This window comes from Nonomuraea sp. NBC_00507 (assembly GCF_036013525.1).
Classification (GTDB): Bacteria; Actinomycetota; Actinomycetes; order Streptosporangiales; family Streptosporangiaceae; genus Nonomuraea.
The window spans coordinates 4636145-4653162 of the sequence record NZ_CP107853.1 but is presented as its reverse complement, the minus strand read 5'-3'; the positions used below and the strand labels follow the sequence as shown (position 1 = coordinate 4653162).

Annotated in this window: 16 protein-coding genes; 11 read left to right on the top strand and 5 right to left on the bottom strand. The window is 68.8% G+C overall.

From position 1 onward, the window contains the following. Positions 1–316: 316 nt before the first annotated feature. The 7 genes from OHA25_RS23060 (at position 317) to OHA25_RS23030 (ending at position 4850) form a co-directional block, all read left to right on the top strand. The gene (locus tag OHA25_RS23060) at positions 317–1147 is read left to right on the top strand and encodes an alpha/beta fold hydrolase (RefSeq protein WP_327589567.1); all 831 of its coding nucleotides are present in this window, start codon (positions 317–319) and stop codon (positions 1145–1147) included. Positions 1148–1186: 39 nt separating this feature from the next. Beyond that, positions 1187–2143, top strand: coding sequence for an alpha/beta hydrolase (locus OHA25_RS23055; RefSeq protein ID WP_327589566.1), 957 nt, complete (start codon positions 1187–1189; stop codon positions 2141–2143). Continuing rightward, entirely contained in the window at positions 2140–2847 is a 708-nt protein-coding gene (locus OHA25_RS23050) for an alpha/beta fold hydrolase (RefSeq protein ID WP_327589565.1), read from the top strand. Before OHA25_RS23055 ends, OHA25_RS23050 begins: the two co-directional genes overlap by 4 nt. A 185-nt stretch (positions 2848–3032) precedes the next feature. After that, on the top strand, positions 3033–3230 hold the full coding sequence (locus OHA25_RS23045) for a hypothetical protein (protein WP_327589564.1): 198 nt from the start codon (positions 3033–3035) through the stop codon (positions 3228–3230). Beyond that, on the top strand, positions 3227–3628 hold the full coding sequence (locus tag OHA25_RS23040; protein WP_327589563.1) for a sensor histidine kinase: 402 nt from the start codon (positions 3227–3229) through the stop codon (positions 3626–3628). The genes OHA25_RS23045 and OHA25_RS23040 overlap by 4 nt, the downstream gene beginning before the upstream one ends. A 95-nt stretch (positions 3629–3723) precedes the next feature. Continuing rightward, complete coding sequence (locus OHA25_RS23035; RefSeq protein ID WP_327589562.1) at positions 3724–4551, top strand: nitroreductase/quinone reductase family protein; 828 nt, start codon at positions 3724–3726, stop codon at positions 4549–4551. A 140-nt stretch (positions 4552–4691) separates the two neighbouring features. Then, a complete protein-coding gene (locus tag OHA25_RS23030; protein ID WP_327589561.1) occupies positions 4692–4850 on the top strand; it encodes a hypothetical protein in 159 nt (52 codons plus the stop codon). 400 nt (positions 4851–5250) lie between these two features. Here the strand turns inward: OHA25_RS23030 and OHA25_RS23025 are convergent, their stop codons facing one another. Then, positions 5251–6204 (bottom strand): zinc-binding dehydrogenase, encoded by a 954-nt coding sequence (locus OHA25_RS23025; protein ID WP_327589560.1) that lies wholly within the window; start codon positions 6202–6204, stop codon positions 5251–5253. A 75-nt stretch (positions 6205–6279) separates the two neighbouring features. After that, positions 6280–8358: an ATP-binding protein gene (locus OHA25_RS23020; RefSeq protein WP_327589559.1), complete on the bottom strand. Its 2079-nt coding sequence runs from the start codon at positions 8356–8358 to the stop codon at positions 6280–6282. A 269-nt stretch (positions 8359–8627) separates the two neighbouring features. On the opposite strand from OHA25_RS23020, the gene OHA25_RS23015 reads away from it, so the two are divergent. Together OHA25_RS23015 and OHA25_RS23010 are read left to right on the top strand one after the other, a co-directional pair. Continuing rightward, positions 8628–9467 carry an alpha/beta fold hydrolase gene (locus OHA25_RS23015; RefSeq protein WP_327589558.1) on the top strand — a complete coding sequence of 280 codons (840 nt, stop codon included), beginning with the start codon at positions 8628–8630 and terminating at the stop codon, positions 9465–9467. 89 nt (positions 9468–9556) lie between these two features. After that, a complete protein-coding gene (locus OHA25_RS23010; RefSeq protein ID WP_327589557.1) occupies positions 9557–9979 on the top strand; it encodes a nuclear transport factor 2 family protein in 423 nt (140 codons plus the stop codon). 18 nt (positions 9980–9997) lie between these two features. On the opposite strand, the gene OHA25_RS23005 is transcribed toward OHA25_RS23010, so the two are convergent. Continuing rightward, entirely contained in the window at positions 9998–12037 is a 2040-nt protein-coding gene (locus tag OHA25_RS23005) for an ATP-binding protein (RefSeq protein ID WP_327589556.1), read from the bottom strand. Positions 12038–12261: 224 nt separating this feature from the next. Here OHA25_RS23005 and OHA25_RS23000 point away from each other — a divergent pair, with 224 nt between their 5' ends. Both OHA25_RS23000 and OHA25_RS22995 read left to right on the top strand, forming a co-directional pair. After that, positions 12262–13182 (top strand): SGNH/GDSL hydrolase family protein, encoded by a 921-nt coding sequence (locus OHA25_RS23000; RefSeq protein WP_327589555.1) that lies wholly within the window; start codon positions 12262–12264, stop codon positions 13180–13182. A 210-nt stretch (positions 13183–13392) separates the two neighbouring features. Beyond that, positions 13393–14685 (top strand): NAD(P)/FAD-dependent oxidoreductase, encoded by a 1293-nt coding sequence (locus OHA25_RS22995; protein WP_327589554.1) that lies wholly within the window; start codon positions 13393–13395, stop codon positions 14683–14685. Between the two features lie 8 nt (positions 14686–14693). Here the strand turns inward: OHA25_RS22995 and OHA25_RS22990 are convergent, their stop codons facing one another. Both OHA25_RS22990 and OHA25_RS22985 read right to left on the bottom strand, forming a co-directional pair. Further along, positions 14694–16802 carry an ATP-binding protein gene (locus OHA25_RS22990; protein ID WP_327589553.1) on the bottom strand — a complete coding sequence of 703 codons (2109 nt, stop codon included), beginning with the start codon at positions 16800–16802 and terminating at the stop codon, positions 14694–14696. Beyond that, the gene (locus OHA25_RS22985; RefSeq protein ID WP_327589552.1) at positions 16799–17002 is read right to left on the bottom strand and encodes a hypothetical protein; all 204 of its coding nucleotides are present in this window, start codon (positions 17000–17002) and stop codon (positions 16799–16801) included. Before OHA25_RS22985 ends, OHA25_RS22990 begins: the two co-directional genes overlap by 4 nt. Positions 17003–17018 lie beyond the last annotated feature (16 nt).

Here is a 17018-nt window from a genome sequence, read left to right as displayed (position 1 = left end):
GGTCAATCGCCGGAGCGAACGGAGAAGCCCGCACGTCAAGAGGACCTCGGACAGTTGCTCATCCCCCAGGCCGTTCACCGTCCATTGGTTGTCCATGCCTCGCGTCTCCCCGCGCAACTGGGGCCTACCTCGCGCTCACATACCAGGCCGGCCTCATCGCCCGAAGCTCTTCGCTCAACATCCCAGGCCGTGTGTCTGGTGCCAGTGCAGAGCAGAGCCGGTGCGCGCAGACACAACTCCATGTCCTGACGCGGCCCTAACCTCGCCGATACGAGCTCGCGATCGCGCCGAGCCGGATCACTACCAGGAGAAGATCATGACTGCTTCCGCAGTTCAGCCGATGCGCCGCCGGGCCGCACTCACCGCCGGGCTGGTCACCGCGCTGGGCGCGTTGCTGCTGGCCCCCGCCCCCGCAGAAGCCGGTGTGGTCGCCCGCGCCAAGCCGACCATCGTGCTGGTGCACGGCGCGTTCGCCGACGCCTCCAGTTGGAACGACGTCATCACCGAGCTCAAACGTGACGGCTACCCGGTACTCGCCACAGCCAACCCGCTGCGCAGCCTGTCAGGCGACGCCGCTTACCTCAAAAGCGTGCTCGGCAACGTCAAGGGGCCAGTGGTCCTGGTCGGCCACTCCTACGGCGGAGCGGTGATCAGCGCCGCCGCCGTCGGCAACTCCTCGGTCAAGGCGCTGGTCTTCATCGCGGCGTTCCTGCCGGACAACGGCGAAAGCGCGCTGGCGCTGTCGGGCAAGTACCCCGGCAGCACCCTCGGCCCCAACACCCAGCAGTGGACCTATCGACTGCCGTCCGGCGCCGAGGGGGTGGAACTGACCATCAAGCAGGACAAGTTCCGCAAGCAGTTCGCCGCCGACGTTCCGGCAGGCAAGGCCGCGGCGATGGCGGCCTCCCAGCGGCCGATCGCGGTCGCGGCGCTGGAGGAGAAGGCCACCGCCGCGGCCTGGAAAACCATCCCGTCCTGGGCCCTGATCGCCACCGGTGACAAGAACATCCCCCCGGCCGCGCAGCGCTGGATGGCCCGCCGCGCCAAGGCCTCCACGGCGCAGGCCGACGCCTCACACGCAGTGTCGGTCTCCCAGCCGGACAAGGTCGCCCAGCTCATCGTCAAGGCCGCACGCACCGCCCGTTGACCCCTCCCATCCCCCTTCCTCTGGCAAGGAGCGCGATCCATGCAGCGTAAGCCCGTACTCGAACCTGCCGCGCAGGCCTTCGCCGAGGCGACCGCGGCGCCGCCCTACCTGTTCGACGTCGATCCCGCCGACGGCCGCAAGGCCGTGGATGAGGCCCAGAGCCCGGAGATCGAGGTGCCCGGCACCAGCAAAGAGATCCTCACGGTCGCCGGCGAGCTGACGGTGAGCGTGTTCCGGCCGGCAGCCGCCGCCGGCTCGCTCCCTGTGATCATCTACGTGCACGGCGCCGGCTGGGTGTTCGGCAACGATCACACCCACGGCCGGCTGGCCCGTGAGCTGGCTCTCGGCGTCGGTGCGGCGGTGGTGTTCGTCAACTACAGCGCCTCTCCCGAGGCCCGCTACCCGGTGGCGATCGAGCAGATCCACACCGCCGCGCGCTGGGTGGTCGAGCACGGCGCCGGCCACGGCCTGGACGCCTCCCGGATGGCGGTGGCCGGAGACTCGGTCGGTGGGAACATGGCCATCGCCCTCACCCTGATGGCCGAACAAGATGGCGCGATCGGGTTGGCGGCGCAAGTGCTGTTCTACCCGGTCACCGACGCCGCCTTCGACACCGGCTCCTATCGGCAGTTCGCCGAGGGCTACTTCCTGCGCCGCGACGGCATGCGCTGGTTCTGGGACCAGTACACCACCGACCCTGACCAGCGCGCGCAGATCACCGCCTCACCGCTGCGAGCCGGCACCGACCAGCTCGCCAGCCTACCGCCGGCGCTGGTGATCACCGCCGAGGCCGACGTGCTACGTGACGAGGGTGAAGCCTACGCCGACAAGCTACGCGCGGCCGGCGTCGCCGTCACCGCCGTGCGCTACCAGGGCATCATCCACGACTTCGTGATGCTCAACGCCCTGCGCGACACCCACGCCGCCGAAGGCGCCATCCGCCAAGCCGTCGATTTCCTTTCCACCGCGCTGAACACCCACCAGGAGCAGTCATGACCTCGCCCACCGTCATCCTCGTCCACGGCGCCTTCGCCGAATCCGCCAGCTGGAACGGCGTCATCACCCACCTGCACGAGCACGACCTGAACGTGATCGCCGTCGCCAACCCGCTGCGCAGCCTGGCCGGCGACGCCGACATCGTGGCCGGCCTGGTGGCCTCGATCGCCGGCCCAGTCGTACTGGCCGGCCATTCCTACGGCGGCCAGGTCATTTCCAACGCCGTACGCGACCAGGAACAGGTCAAAGCGCTGGTGTTCGTAGCCGCGTTCGCACCCGAGCAAGGCGAGAGCATCGCCGAGCTCAGCGGCCGCTTCCCCGGCAGCACGCTCGGCGAGACGCTGAACGCGGTCGCGCTGCCGGATGGCAGCACCGATCTGTACATCCGTCAGGAGCGCTACCACCAGCAGTTCGCGGCCGACCTGCCGGCCGGGCGAGCCGCGCTGGACGCCGTCACCCAGCGGCCGCTGAACGACCGGGCGCTGCAGGACACCTCCGACGCACCGGCCTGGCGGCAGCTACCGTCCTGGTTCATCTATCCCGAGCTGGACTTCAACATCCCGCTGGCCGCGCACCGGTTCATGGCTGAACGCGCCGGTGCCCGCGAGCGAGTGGAGATCGCCGGCGCCTCACACGCACTACCCGCCTCCCAGCCCGGCGCCGTCGCCGAACTCATCATGCAAGCCGTCAAAGCCATCGCTTGACGAATCTCCCCACCACAAGCCGACCTCGGCGGATGGCCCCAACGGGGGAGGCCACCCGCCGGGCCGGATGCCGACAGGTTCCGCCTTGGGCCGCGCGGATCCGCCGGGATCGCGCTCGAAGGCCGGGCCGTCGGCAGGTCGTATTCGATCGATGACCGCAGTCATGAACCGGTCAGAGAACGGGCGTGCTTGTGGACAGCTTTACCGTGGTTACTTCCATCATGGCTTCCTTGACAACTAAGCGTTCCGGACATCCACCGACAGATCTGCTCAACGCCCACGAACCGCGGCTGTCCGGCTTACCGCTCTTCTCCTGGCTCCAAATCGCCTTCATCGTGCTGGGCATCGGGTCGATGACCATCGCCTACGGGTTGATCAAATGATCGGCCGCACGAGGTCGATCGTCACGCTCGCCGAGGTACTCGAGCGCTATCTGGCCGAGTGGTCCGAGTGCACGGGCATCGCTGTCGAGATTTGGGCCCTGCCGTCCACCGGCGTGCCGTCACGCGTGTCGAGCTGCGTCATGGCCGCGATGCGCGAAGCCCTGTCAAATGTCGAACGGCACAGCCGGGCCAAGACCGTGTCCATCGCCGTGACGTCGGGCGAGGGCGGAGTGCGCCTGACGGTCAGCGACAACGGCCAAGGCTTTCCCAGACCCGCGTCCGGGCGGGGGATCGCGCGGATGCGGATGGCGTTCGCCGAGGCCGGCGGCAGCCTGTCGGTCAACAGCGTCCTAGGCGAGGGCACCACGGTGACCGGGGTGGTGCCCAGGCGTAGTTGAGAACTTCCCTCCCGGGCACGCGCCGCTGGCACCGGCGTCCGGCGACCCGGGCCGCGCCTCCAAGGCGACCACCATCACATAGGAGTGGAATCAGAATGCCGAGCGACGTCAACCAGCAGATCATCGACGAGTTCCGCTCCAACCATGGCCAGGTCGGCGGCCCCTTCGAGAACATGAGGCTGCTCCTGCTGACGACCGGCCGGGCCTGGACGGGGGTCCGGCACACCACCCCGCTGAACTTCCTGCCGGACGGTGAACGCTTTCTCGTCATCGCCTCGGGTGGAAGCGCGGGGGTTGATCCGGACTGGTACCACAACCTGCTCGCCGATCCCGAGGTCACCATCGAGACCGGCGTGTACATCTACCGAGCGAGGGCGACGGAGTTGCGGGGCGAGGAACGGGAGGCGTTGTTCGCCCGTGCAGTGGAGGCGGATGCCGGCTGGGCCGTCTACCAGGCCGAAGCCGCCAGGATCCTGCCCGTGATCGCCCTGGAGCCAATCGACGGCGGCCCAGCCGCCGACAAGCTCGGCGACGCCCTCGTGGCGATCCATGGCTCGTTCCGCAGAGAACTGGCCTTGATCCGCAAGGAGGTCGCCGAGTCGGGGCCACGCTTCGGGACGCAGTTGCGCATCAACTGCCTGACCATGTGCCAGGAGCTCCACCGCCATCACTCGAGGGAGGACGGGAGCGTCTTCCCCGCCCTTGGTGCGCGGCATCCGGATCTCGGTCCGGCGCTGGAGCGGCTGAGCGCCGAGCACGTCGTGATCGACGAGCTCCTCAATCAGCTCAAGGCCCTGCTGTCCCGCGAGGAGCCGGATCGGGAGATGCTTCTGAGCGAGGTCGACCGGCTCATCAAGGAGCTCGTGGCTCATTTGGACTACGAGGAGGAGCGCATCGCCTCGCTGCTGAACGCCGGGATATAGCCATGCTGAGCCTTTGCATTGGGGTACCTCTGGGCCGCGGCTCGGTCAGCCGGACATCCCCATGCCCGCCGACCGAGTCTCATGACGAATCGAGAGAAGGATGCCATGAAGGCAACTCGCGCCCTGAGCGCTCTGCGCGGTTGGGCAACATCGAAGATCATGATCGCGCTGGTGTGCACCTCTCCCGCGCGGCACATCAGACAACCACGGCCACGCCAGCGGCCCTGACGATGGGCATCATCGGGCATCTGCACATCATCGCGTTCGCGGTCCTGGCCAAGAAGTTCGGCCCGACCTGATCAGCATCCAGGACCATCCCTACCAGGCCGCCTTCCACGACGCCCGGACCCTGCCGACCTACCTGCCAGCCCGCGCCGACCGCATCACCTTCGAAGGTCGCTCGTTCGTTCCTTCCCGGCCGTGCTTGAGCAGGTCCTTCCAGGCACCCGCTCAAGCAGTCGCTCGGTGTCGGTGCGTGCGGGAGTAATCACTTTAGGTGTGGCAAGATCGGCCTGCTGGGGACCCGCTTCACGATGGAGGAATCGTTCTATCGGGACCGGTTGGCCGCGCAGGGTTTCGAGGTGGTCGTCCCGGAGCGCGAGCATCGCGTGGACCAGGTTCGCGTTCGACGCTGTTCATTTCACAGGCCGATCTCCGGCCGATCCATGCTCCGCGAACGAAGGCCAGGAATGCCGGTATTCAGGTGATCAGCAGAGTCTTGCCCAGTGCCGCACGCGCTGCGATGGCGGCATGGGCGTCGGCGGCCCGCTCCAGCGGGAACGTCTGCCCGATGGCCGGTCGCAGCCACCCCGCGGCGCCATCGGCCAGCGCCTGCACGGACAGCTCCTGCATGACCGTGGGCGATGGGAACGCCGCGCCCATCGGCACCAGAGTGACGCCCCGCGCGGCGGCCTCCTCCTCGGAGACCTGGGTCAGCGTCCCGCTGCCCACGCCGAACGCGATGAACCGGCCGCCCGGTGCGACCAGGTCGAAGGTGGCGCGTCCGATGTCGCCGCCGATCGCGTCGCACGCGACGTCCACGCCCGCGCCTCCGGTCGCCTCCCGTACGCGCTCCGCCCATCCTGGCCGGCTGTAGTCGATCGAGACGTCAGCACCCCGCCGGCCGGCGAGGTCGAGCTTGGCTTCGGAGCTCGCGGTGGCCACCACCCGCGCATCGGCTCGCTTGGCCACCTGGATCAGCAGGCTGCCCACGCCTCCGCCCGCGGCCCCGATCAGAACCCATTCCCCGGTCTTCGGCGCGACGGCGCGGGCGATCCCCAAGGCCGTGCGCCCGTCGTTCACCAGGCCCACCGCGTCCTGGAAGCCGAGCAGGTCCGGGATGGGAATGGCCGAGACTGCGTTCACGGCGACCTTCTCCGCATAGCCGCCGGACCCGCCGGTCGTGGTGGCCACGCGCCGCCCGATCAGCGCGGTGTCGGCGCCCGGTCCCACCGCCACGACCGTACCCGCGACGCCGTTGCCCGGAATGACGGGCAGCGTGGGCAGCGGCATGGGGGCCTTGCCTGACCGCACCAGCGTCTCCACATACGTGATGCCGCTGACCGCCACCTCCACCAAGACCTGTCCTGCACCCGGCACAGGGTCCGGGGTCTCCTCGGCGACCAGTTCCTCAGGCCCACCGAACTTTCTCAACCAGACTGCTCGCATTTCCACCCCTTCGTAGTCGTGTCGCGTCAGGATGAGCCATCCGGGGGTTCACGTGTCAGGTCATTTTCTGGCTGGTTCCTGTCCATGAGCCGTCGTTCGCGATCCGTGGAGTTCGCGGTGCCACAGATCCGCACAGATGCGTTCGATCCCGGCGGTCAGGTGGCGGCGATAGGTGGTGAACGGCAGGTCGAGCCGTTCGGCGGCGACCTCCTGGGTGGGGGCGTCGCGGAGGAAGGTCATATCCAGGGCGCGGTGCGGCTTGGACGCACGCGGCTCGTCGCGCAGGCTCTCGATCGCCTGCTCAAGGAGGTCGCGTAGTGCTTCGGCGGGATCGGACGACGAGTGCCCGGTGATGAGCCGGCTGTGCTGCGCGAGCGGGCTGGCGGCCAGCGCTCCGGGCTGGAACAGATGGCGCAGCGCCGCGCGGACGGCCTGCGCGAACTCCTCCTGGGACAGCACCGCGAGCCCGGCCCGCTGCATGTCCGCGTGCTCTTGCGGTCCGGCGGCAGGTAACCGGTCCAGCCGCTCCAGCCAGGCATGCGCGGGTACCGCGCGCCAGTCGTGAACGAACATGCCGTAGGTGTCCGCGCCCAGCCGTGGCCGTTCGGCGATGTCGTGCATGTCATAGTGCCGAAGGTAGGACGACCTGGACTCGTCCGGGCCGCGGACCGCCAGGCACGACCAGGCCATGCGCCCGTCTCGGAGACAGTGGGCGATCATACGCCATTGAATCAGATCCATCACCGGCGAATTGTCGCGATATCCGGGCAGGGCCCAGTAACGGCTGATCGCCAGGTGTTCGCCGGCCCGTAGCGGAGCGGTGGTGCGGACGTGCGCCCAGGCCGCGGCCGCGATCGGATCGGCCGCGAGCTCGTGTTCGCGGGGCTCTTCCAGACGCAGCCATGCGTCGAAGGCGACCGGCTCCCCTGTCTCGGTCCGCCGGTAGAGGCGGAAGGCCTCGGGCCGGCGTGCGGCCCAGAACGCCGCCACGGCCGCCGACTCCTCGCTTTCCGCGACGCCCGCCAGCCGCACCAGCGTGTCGAGGTCCTCAGGACGGAACACGTCCTCATGAACCTCTCCATGCCCCCGCCAGTGGTAGGGCCCGGAGGTCATCGGGTTGTCGCGGCTCAGGAAGAACAGCGACCCGACCGCCGGGAGCACGTCGGTGTCAGGGACAGTTCGTACGCTGTCGGTGAGAAAGGCGCGGATGCGCTGATGCATCGCCGCGTGCCCTTGCGGGTCGCGCCATCGCAGATCGGTCTCCAGCACCTCACGTGCCACATCGTGCGGATAGAGCCCGAGCCTGCACGGCTCGATGAACGGCAGCTGCCGCAGCCAGGAGAACAGCGGCCCCACATCCCCTGGCACGACCGCGCGCAGCAGGTCCTCGGTGGTCGTGTACGCATGGGCGCACGCCTCCAGCACCTGCCGATGAGCCAACGAGGGCACCTCGCCGACCAGCTGATCCAGCAGCGTCGCCACCACGTCCTGGTTCGGCCGCCACCGTTGGCTGGCCTGCCGGTCCTTGACCGCCACCGCCGCGGCCAGCGACAACGCCAGCGGATGACCGCCCGCGAACGCCAGCAAGGGCTCTTGCAGATCGACCGCCACCCCGCGGGTGTCCACCAGCGCCCGGGCCTCTTCGGACGCCAGCTCACGCAGCGGCAACACCGTCACCGCGCCCGCCCAGGCCGGATCGGCCCGCCAGGCCGCATCCGGTGGTATCCGGCCGGCCACCACGACCAACGCCCCCAGCGGCAACCTGGGCAGGAAGCGCTCGCGTAGCCAGCCCTCCAGACCCTGGATCCGCTCAAAGGTGTCGACCATCAAGACCGCGCGTCGATCGCGCAGCACCGGACCGGCCTCGGCCTCGAAAGCCTCCGGCGAGGCCTCGATGGTGCGTCCGTCGACCGTGATCACGGACCTGCCCGCCACCGCCGCCTCACCGGCGAGCCGCCGCATCAACGCCGACTTGCCGATCCCGCCGGGACCGTGCACGAACAGCACGCTTGAGCCGCCGCCATACAAGGCCGAGCCGAAAGCGGTCAGTTCCTCCTTTCGGCCCACGAACGCCGCCTCACGAGCGGTCTGCAGTTGTGGCCCGAGCAGCCCGGACTTCTTCGTCGTCCCCGAAAGCATGGCATCGACTCTAACTGCGGGCGATTTCCAGATATCGCCGAACAACCCGAGAGTCGTGTGTATTTATACACATTCGCGATGGGTCGACGACGTGCACAAACGCGTCTGTCGATCTGTGCGATGACACGGCGTCCCCATGACCTTCCAGCGGCAGGCCGCCGGACGGAATGTGGACAGGGAAAGGTCTGGGAAGTGACAAGACGATGGGTCCACGGTGGGTCTCGTTCGCGCTCTGCGTCTCGAAGGAGTCACATGTCCAGGACCGTGTCATGCGTGTAGAGGTCAACGGAATCGGTCTCGAGGTCCAGGTCAGCGGGGAGGGCCCGGTGGTCCTCCTCGTGCATGGCTACCCGGACACCCACACGCTCTGGCGCCACCAGGTGGTCGCGCTCAACGCCGCCGGATACCGTACGATCGCCCCCGATCTGCGCGGCTTCGGCGCCTCCGGCAAACCGCAGGACGTGGCCGGCTACGATCTGGCCCTGCACGTCGGTGACCTGCTGGGCATCCTCGACCACTTCGATGTACGGCGGGCACACCTGGTCGGCCACGACTGGGGAGCCACCCTCGCGCAACTGACCGCCATCGCGGCGCCCACCAGGGTCACCAGTCTCGCCTGCCTGTCGGTCGGCCATCCCGGCTCCGTTGGGTCGGCCGGCCTGGAACAGCGGGAGAAGTCCTGGTACTTCCTGCTGTTCCAGTTCCTGGGGATCGCCGAGGAGTGGCTGAGCCGGGACGACTTCACGAATATGCGCGACTGGCTGTCCACCCACCCGGAACCCGACGAGGTCATCGACCGCATGCGCGATCCCCGGGCATTGACGGCGGGACTGGCGATCTACCGCAAGGGCGTGCCGCCGGAGATGCTGCTTGGCAGACCTACCGACATACCGCCCATCCCCGTACCCACCATGGGCGTGTGGAGCGGCGGCGACCGCTATCTCACCGAGGAATCCATGACCGGCACCGCCGCGCACGTCACTGGGTCGTGGCGTTATGAGCGCCTGGACGGCATCGGTCACTGGATGCCGCTCGAAGCCCCCGAAGAGGTCAACAGGCTGCTGTTGGATTTCCTCTCGCTCCAGCAGCCACGTCCGGCCGCCGGATGACCATGAATCGGCGGCCAGACGGTCTGGGGAACTGGGCAGTTCCTCGCGATCAGATGTCGCCCTGGCAAAGCACCTAGGAGATGTACGTGATGGAAGCCGGGACGAAGACCCTCACTCCGACAGAATCGACCAACCGCCGGACCGTCGCCGAGATCTACTCGGCGCTGGCCACGGGCAACATGGAGACAGTTCTCGAGCGCCTGGCACCGGACATCAAGTGGACGGTGGTCCCCGGCGATCAGACCGGTGGCACTTACTACGGTCCGGAGCTCGTTCTCCGCGAGGCGTTGGCGCCGCTTGCCGCCGTCTGGGCAGACTTCGAGATGACCCCGTTCGAGTTCACTGCCGTCGGCGACAAGCTCTTCGTCGTGGGCGAGTCCCGGGGCGTGCACCGGGCGAGCGGCAAGGTGGGGACGGCCAGGTTCGTCCACGTCTGGCATCTGCGGGATGGGATCGCGTACCGGTTCGAGAGCGTCTCCGACACTCACGCTATGTGGCGTGCCACGCGGTAGCCGCGCGTCGGCTTGTCCTCAGCTCTGGTTCGTTCCGTAGAGCTCGCGGTGCCAGAGGTCTTCGGCGACGCGTTCGATGCCGGCCAGCAGGTGACGGCGGTAGGTGGTGAAGGGCAGATCGAGGCGTTCGGCGGCGGCCTCCTGGGTGGGGGCGCCGCGGCGGTAGGTCACGTCGACGGCTCTTTGGAACTTGGTCGCGCGCGGGTCTCCGCCGAGGTCGTCGACGGCTTGATCGAGGAGCAGGCGCAGGGCCTCGGCCGGGTCGGAAACGGGGTGTTCGGCGACGAGCCTGCTGCGGGTGAGGGGGCTGGTGCTCAGCTCGGCGGGCCGGAAGAGATGGCGCAGGGCCTTGCGTACGGCGTCGGTGAACTCCGCTTGTGACAGCACCGCCAGCTCGGGTGCCGGGATGGCCGGAACGTCCTGCGCGCCGGTCAGCAGCAGCCGATTCAGCCGGTCCAGCCAGGACTGAACGGGCGTCGCCCGCCAGTCGTGAGCGAACAGGGCGTAATCGGTGTCGTCCAGCCATGCGTGCTCTCCGATGTCGTGCATGTCGTAGTGCCGGAGATAGTCACGCATCGGGCCCTCGCTCGGCATGGCCATGAAGGACCAGGCCATGCGGTCCGCACGCAGGCAGTAGGCGATGGCCCGCCACTGGATCAGGTCCATCACCGGCGACATGCCCTGGTACGGCTCGCGCACCCAGGTCCGGCCGACGGCCAGGTGCTCGCCCGGTCGCAGCGGCGCGATGGCGCGGGCGTTCGCCCAGGCTGCCGCAGTGATCGGGTCGGCCGCCGCCTCCTCGCTCCTGGGTTCGTCCAGACGAACCCAGGAGCACAGGCCGACCAGTTCGCCGGTCTCCGTACGCCGGTAGAGGCGGAACGCTCCGGGCTGGCGGCCGGTCCAGAAGGCGACACCGGCCGCCGACTCCTCGCCGTCCACCTCGGCGGCCAGTCGCACCAGGGCTTCGGTGTCCTCGGGCCGGAACGCGTCCTCGTAGACCTCGCCCTCGCCCCGCCAGGTGTGGAACTCCGCCGTCGATCCGATGCCGCGGTGCAGGAAGAACAGCGAGCCGACGGCCGCCAGCACATCGGAGTCCGCCGCGGTGCGGATCTGGGCGGCCAAGTGGGCGTGGATGCGGTGGTGCATGTCGGCGTACCCTCGCGCGTCGCGCCAGCGCAGATCGGCTTCGAGCACTTCCCGCACCACGTCGTGCGGGAACAGGCCGAGGCCACTGGACTCGACGAACGGCAGCCGCCGCAGCCAGGCGAACAAGGACGCGGCGTTCTCCGGCAGGACGGCGCGCAGCAGGTCTTCGGTGGTCATGTAGGCGTGCGCGCAGACTTCCAGCGCATGCCGGTGCGCATCGCTGGGTACGTCGCCGACGAGCTGGTCGAGCAGCGTGGCGACCACATCCTGAGTGGGTGTCCAGCGGGAGCTCGCCGCGCGATCCTTGATCGCCACCGCGGCGCCGAGCGACAGGGCGAGGGGGTGGCCGCCGGCGAAGGCGAGCAGTGGCTCGCGCAGGTCGGCGGCGACGCCGCGGGTGTCCAGGAGCGCCGCGGCGTCCTCAGGCCCGAGATCGCGCAGCGGTATGACCCGCAGCGAGTCCGTCCAGCCTGGGTCGGCCTGCCACAACATGTCCGGAGGGTTCCGGCCGGCCACCACCACCGTCGCGCCGAGCGGCAGCCGGGGCAGGAACCGCTCGCGCAGCCAGCCCTCCAGTCCTTGGATGCGCTCGAAGGTGTCGATCAGCAGCACTGTGCGCTCGTCGAGCAGCGCCGGTCCTGCCTCGGCCTCGAAGGCCGTCGGCGACGGCTGGAGCGTGCGCCCGTCCAGCACCGTCACCGGCCGTCCGGCGGTCGCCGCCTCCTGTGCGAAGCGCCGCATCAGCGCCGACTTCCCGACTCCGCCGGGACCGTGTACGTACACGACGCCGCCGCCGTGCAGCGCAGAGCCGAAGGCGGTGAGCTCTTCTTGCCGCCCGACGAAAGCCTGCTCCCGTGCGGCCTGCAGCCGTCGCCCCAGCAGCGCGAAGTTCTGCTCATCCCCCGAATGCATGGGCTAACTGTAGCTTTCTGGCGCTCCGCTTGGCGGCGAGCATTCGCCAGGTGAGCACTGAATGGTCATAAAACGCACTCCTGAATGAGCAGTCTCCCGAGCGAAGGTGCCGCAGGACAATCCCGGCCTGCCAGCGTCTCGGATCCCCGCCGACCGGCTTCAACGGCCCCGGCCGCCAAGCGGCGGCAGGCCATGCCTCTTACGCTCACCTCTCTGGAGACTTCATGTTCCGCTATACCCGCTTGCGATCCGTCCAGCGCGTGACCGCGACGGCGACCGCTGTGCTCGGCGCCTGTGCCACGCTCATCACCACCGGGGCGGGAACCGCCGCAGCCGCCGGAACCGGTGTGAGCAACGCGATCGGCGCGCGGTACGTCGCGCTCGGCGATTCCTACGCCTCCGGTTATGGCATCGACGGCGTGGAGAACGCGGCGTGCGACCGTTCCAGGAGCGGCTACCCGTTCATCCTGCGCAGTGCGTACAAGTCGCAGAGTTTCACAAGCGTCGCGTGCAGCGGCGCCACCACCCGCAGCATCTGGAACGCGTACAGCGGCCAGGCTCCCCAGATCAAGGCGCTCAAGCCGGACACCAGCCTGGTCACACTGACCCTCGGCGGGAATGACATCGGCTTCGCGGAACTCGTCATCACGTGCGCCACGGTCGCGGCCACGCAGCCGACCGGCGACCCCTGCCGCGAGAAGTTCCAGCAGGGCGGCACCGACAAGATCCTCTCTCGCATCGACGCGCTGAAGCCGCGGATCGCCTCGGTGTTGGTGGACATCAAGAGAAAGAGTCCGAAGGCCACGATCGCGCTGGTCGGTTACCCCTCGCTGGTGCCGGACAGCGGCAAGAGCTGCCGTTCGCCTCAGGTGCCCTTCGCCGACGGGGACTTCGCCTACCTGCGCAACATCACCAAGAGGCTCAACAGCGCGCTCGCCGAACAGGCTCGCAAGGCCGGCGTCGTCTACGTCGACACCTACACGCCGACCATCGGCTACGACATGTGCCGGGCACAGGGGCGCGTGATCGAGCCGCTGTTCACCGCCGACGGCCGTGTTGCGCCGGCTGCCGCCCACCCGAACCTCCTGGGCACCCTCGGCATGTCGGCCATCGTCAAAAAGACACTGGACAAGCTCCCCGGCTGACGCACGGCGGCCACCGGGCTCAGACCCCGGCAGGTCGCGCACGCGGTCGTCGCCTCCGGTGGGCGGCGACGGCTTCACCGTGATCTACACCGCCGCGGAGCCGGTCGGCCGGCAGTCGAACGAGCGGAAAGTGGCGGCGGTCTGGCCTGTTGATTGATGGGTCATCCGGATCAACCTTGCCCTGGATGGATACCAGGAAAGGGGAAAGGAATGTCCGAGATCGTGGTGGTGGGGGCCGGGCCCGCCGGACTGGTGGCGGCGCTCCTGCTGGGGGCCGATGGGCACCAAGTGACCGTGCTGGAGCGCGACCAGGCTCGCTCAGGCGGCCTTCACCGCGCCTGGGAGCTGTGGCAACGTCCGGGAGTGAGCCAGTTCCGCATGCCGCACCTGCTGGAGCCGGCGGGATGGCGGATTCTGCGCACGCACCTGCCTGATGTGGTCACCCAGTTGCGCCACGCGGGAGCCGCGGCTGTCAACCGGTCGGGCGGCACGTGGCGGGTTCCCTCGGACACCGGCCGATGGCCGGACGGCGACTTCGACACGGTAGCCGTCCGGCGGCCCGTCCTGGAAGCCGCGCTGGCCGCCGTCGCCCAGGAGACTCCCGGTGTCTCGCTCCGCCAAGGCGCCGGCGTCGCCGGGCTCGTCGCCGACCGCACCACGGAAGGACGGGCCCTCCGCATCCGCGGCGTGGTCACTCCTCAGGGCGACAGCGTCCATGCCGACCTCGTGATCGACGCCACCGGGCGCCACGGGCAGGTCAGCAGGATGTTGCGCGAGCACGGCGTCACCATCGCCGAAGAGCGAGCGAGCGCCGGTTTCGCCTTCCACGCCCGGCACTTCGCCGGGCCTATGCCCGGGCAGAGCGCCTGGGAGGTGCGGCATCACGACTCGCTGTCCACCATGGTGCTCCCTGGAGACGTCGGCACCTGGTCCGTCGTCCTCGCCGCACCGGATCATGACCACCAGCTGCGCGGGCTGCGCCACAACGACGTCTGGCAAGGCGCCGCGGCGCTGTTCCCGCACGTCGCAGCCTGGGCTGAGGGCATTCCCATCAGCGATGTCCTGACGATGAAGGCCGACCGTAGCAGCCGCCGCAGCCTCATGGCTGACGGACGTCCGGTCGCGACCGGGCTGCTCGCGATCGGCGACGCCTGGGCGAGCACCAATCCTCTGTTCGTGCGTGGCCTGTCCATGGCGTTCGAGCATGCCGTCGTGCTGCGCAACACGGTGCGTGCGGCGGCCGTGGACGACGCCGAGCAGGTGGCGCTGCGCTTCCACGAGGCTGTCCAGATCACGCTCGCGCCCGTGTACGAACGGCTCACCGGCTGGGACCGGCACCGCCTCGCCCTGCTGGACGGTATGCGGCAGGGCCGGCCTCGCGACGGCAGCCCCAATGGAGCCGGCGTCGGTGCATCGGCGCGGTACGTCACGCCGGATGCCGACACCGCGGGCCTCGTGGCCCCCGGTCCTTCACGCGCGGAGCTCCTGGCGGCCATGGCCTGAGCCGGCGATCAGGTGGGCCGGTTCGCCGCCGTGCTCGTGCCGTACAGTTCGCGGCGCCACAGATCCGCGGAGACGCGTTCGACACCCGTGACCAGGTGGCGGCGGTAGGTGGTGAAGGGTAGGCCGAGTCGTTCGGCGGCCAGTTCTTGGGTTGGCACGCCACGCATGAACGTGGCGGACAGGGCCCGGTGGAACTTGACCGAGCGCGGATCCTCACGCATTTGGTTGATCGCCTGGTGCAGCAGATCGCGCAAGGCCGCTGCCGAATCCTGCCCGCCCTGATCCACGACCAGCCTGCAGCGCGTCAGCGGGGAAGTCGCCAGCGCGTCCAGCCGCGGAAGCTGACGCAACGCCTTACGAACCGCCTCGGCGAACTCCTCATGCGACAACACGGCCAGCCCCGCCGTCGTGGCCCTCACATCCGCGGCGGGGCCCGACGTCATCAGTCGATTCAAGCGCTCCAGCCACGCCTGCGCCGGCACCGCCCGCCAGTCATGAGCGAACAGGCTGTAGGCGCCATCCGCCAGCTGCGGCCTCTCAGCGATGTCGTACATGTCATAACGCCGCAGATATTCCACCTGGTCCGGAGTCGGGCTCCGCATCGCGATATACGACCAAGCCATCCGCCTGGCCCGCAAACAATTTCCGATGGTGCGCCACTGGATCAGATCCATCACCGGCGATCTGTCGCGATAAGCCGGCAACACCCATAACCGGCTGACGACCACATGCTCTCCGGCGCGCAACGGCGCGGTAGCGCGCGTGTGCGCCCACATCCCGGCAACAATCGGGTCGGCCGCCATTTCTTCCTCATTGGGCTCCCTCAGACGCAGCCACGCGGAGAGAGCCACCGGCTCACCAGTCTCGGTCCGCCGATATATCCGGAACGCCTCCGGTTGACGCTCCGCCCAGAAACCGGCGCCCGCCGCCGACGCATCCCCCTCCGCTGCCGCCGCCACCCGGAGCAACGTGCCGACGTCCTCGGGCCGCAAGCCGTCCTCCTGAATCTCCCCCTCCTTGTGCCGGTTGGGGGAGCCGACCGTCGTCGCTCCGTTGTCGCAATGCAGATAGGACAATGCCCCCACAGCAGCCGGCACGTCGGTATCGGCTGCCGTACGCACCGTCTCCGCCAGATGGGCGTGAATGCGTTCGTGCATCGCCGCGTATCCCTGCGGATCCCGCCACCGTAGATCAGCCTCAAGCGCCTGCCGCACCACCTCGTGCGGAAACAGCCCGAGACTGTTCGATTCCACGAAGGGCAACCGCCGCAGCCACCGGAACAACGTCCCGGCATCCTCCGGCAAAGCCGCCCGCAGCAAATCCTCCGTCGTCATGTACGCGTGCGCGCAGATCTCCAGAGCCTGCCGATGCGCCGCCGAGGGCACCTCTCCCACGAGCTGATCCAGCAGCGTGGCCACTACATCCTGGTGCGGCGTCCACCGCCTGCCGGCTCCGCCGTTCTTCACCCCCACCGCCGCGCCCAGGAGCAACGCCAGCGGATGCCCGCCGGCGAAGGCCAGCAACGGCTCACGCAGTCCGGCCGCCACGCCGCAGGAGTCCATCAGATCGTTCGCATCCCCGGGCACCAGGTCACGCAGCACCATCACCTCCAGGGCTCCCTCCCATCCAGGATCGGCCCGCCACTGCAGGTCCGGCGGAATCCGTCCCGCGATCACCACCAGCGCCCCCACCGGCACCCGCGGCAGGAACCGTTCCCGCAGCCATCCCCCCAAGACCTGAATGCGCTCAAAGGCGTCAATCAGCAGCACCGCGTGCTCATCGTGCAGCACCAGCTCGGCCTCCGCCTCGAACGCCGCCGGTGAAGGGTCCAGCATCCGCCCGTCAATCCTGGCGACCGACCTCCCCGCTGCCGCCGCCTTCTGCGCGAACCGCCGCAACAGCGCCGACTTCCCGATGCCGCCGGGACCATGCACGTACAGAACGCTGCAACTGCCGCCGTACAACGCCACGCTGAAAACCGCCAGCTCCTCGTCCCGCCCGACGAATGCCAGCTCACGTGCGGCCTGCAAGCGCCAGCCCAGCCGCCCGGACTTCTTCTTGTCATTCCCCGATGTTCTGAATCTATCTTCAGACAATTTCTCAACCCGCCAAATCATGCATCATTCAACACATTCACCTGCGTCATAGAGCGCGCAATGAACGCGGGGGTGACGACATATTGGTCCGCACCGGAAACGGCCCAGCTCCGGTGCGCCTTAATACCAGGTAGCGCGATCGTCGGCGCATGCCGTTCGAGCGCCTGGGCCGGCAGGTTCTTGGTCGTGGTCTTGCCGATGGAGCCGGCCAGGCCGACCACGGTGGGGCTGATGCGG

What these genes read in the sequence shown, in the direction of transcription:
- OHA25_RS22995 (WP_327589554.1), top strand. Translation starts at nt 13,393, where the DNA reads ATGTCCGAGATCGTGGTGGTGGGGGCCGGGCCCGCCGGACTGGTGGCG.
- OHA25_RS23020 (WP_327589559.1), bottom strand. Translation starts at nt 8,358, where the DNA reads ATGCTTTCGGGGACGACGAAGAAGTCCGGGCTGCTCGGGCCACAACTG.
- OHA25_RS23055 (WP_327589566.1), top strand. Translation starts at nt 1,187, where the DNA reads ATGCAGCGTAAGCCCGTACTCGAACCTGCCGCGCAGGCCTTCGCCGAG.
- OHA25_RS23060 (WP_327589567.1), top strand. Translation starts at nt 317, where the DNA reads ATGACTGCTTCCGCAGTTCAGCCGATGCGCCGCCGGGCCGCACTCACC.
- OHA25_RS23015 (WP_327589558.1), top strand. Translation starts at nt 8,628, where the DNA reads ATGCGTGTAGAGGTCAACGGAATCGGTCTCGAGGTCCAGGTCAGCGGG.
- OHA25_RS23000 (WP_327589555.1), top strand. Translation starts at nt 12,262, where the DNA reads ATGTTCCGCTATACCCGCTTGCGATCCGTCCAGCGCGTGACCGCGACG.
- OHA25_RS22990 (WP_327589553.1), bottom strand. Translation starts at nt 16,802, where the DNA reads ATGATTTGGCGGGTTGAGAAATTGTCTGAAGATAGATTCAGAACATCG.
- OHA25_RS23010 (WP_327589557.1), top strand. Translation starts at nt 9,557, where the DNA reads ATGGAAGCCGGGACGAAGACCCTCACTCCGACAGAATCGACCAACCGC.
- OHA25_RS23050 (WP_327589565.1), top strand. Translation starts at nt 2,140, where the DNA reads ATGACCTCGCCCACCGTCATCCTCGTCCACGGCGCCTTCGCCGAATCC.
- OHA25_RS23035 (WP_327589562.1), top strand. Translation starts at nt 3,724, where the DNA reads ATGCCGAGCGACGTCAACCAGCAGATCATCGACGAGTTCCGCTCCAAC.
- OHA25_RS23040 (WP_327589563.1), top strand. Translation starts at nt 3,227, where the DNA reads ATGATCGGCCGCACGAGGTCGATCGTCACGCTCGCCGAGGTACTCGAG.
- OHA25_RS23005 (WP_327589556.1), bottom strand. Translation starts at nt 12,037, where the DNA reads ATGCATTCGGGGGATGAGCAGAACTTCGCGCTGCTGGGGCGACGGCTG.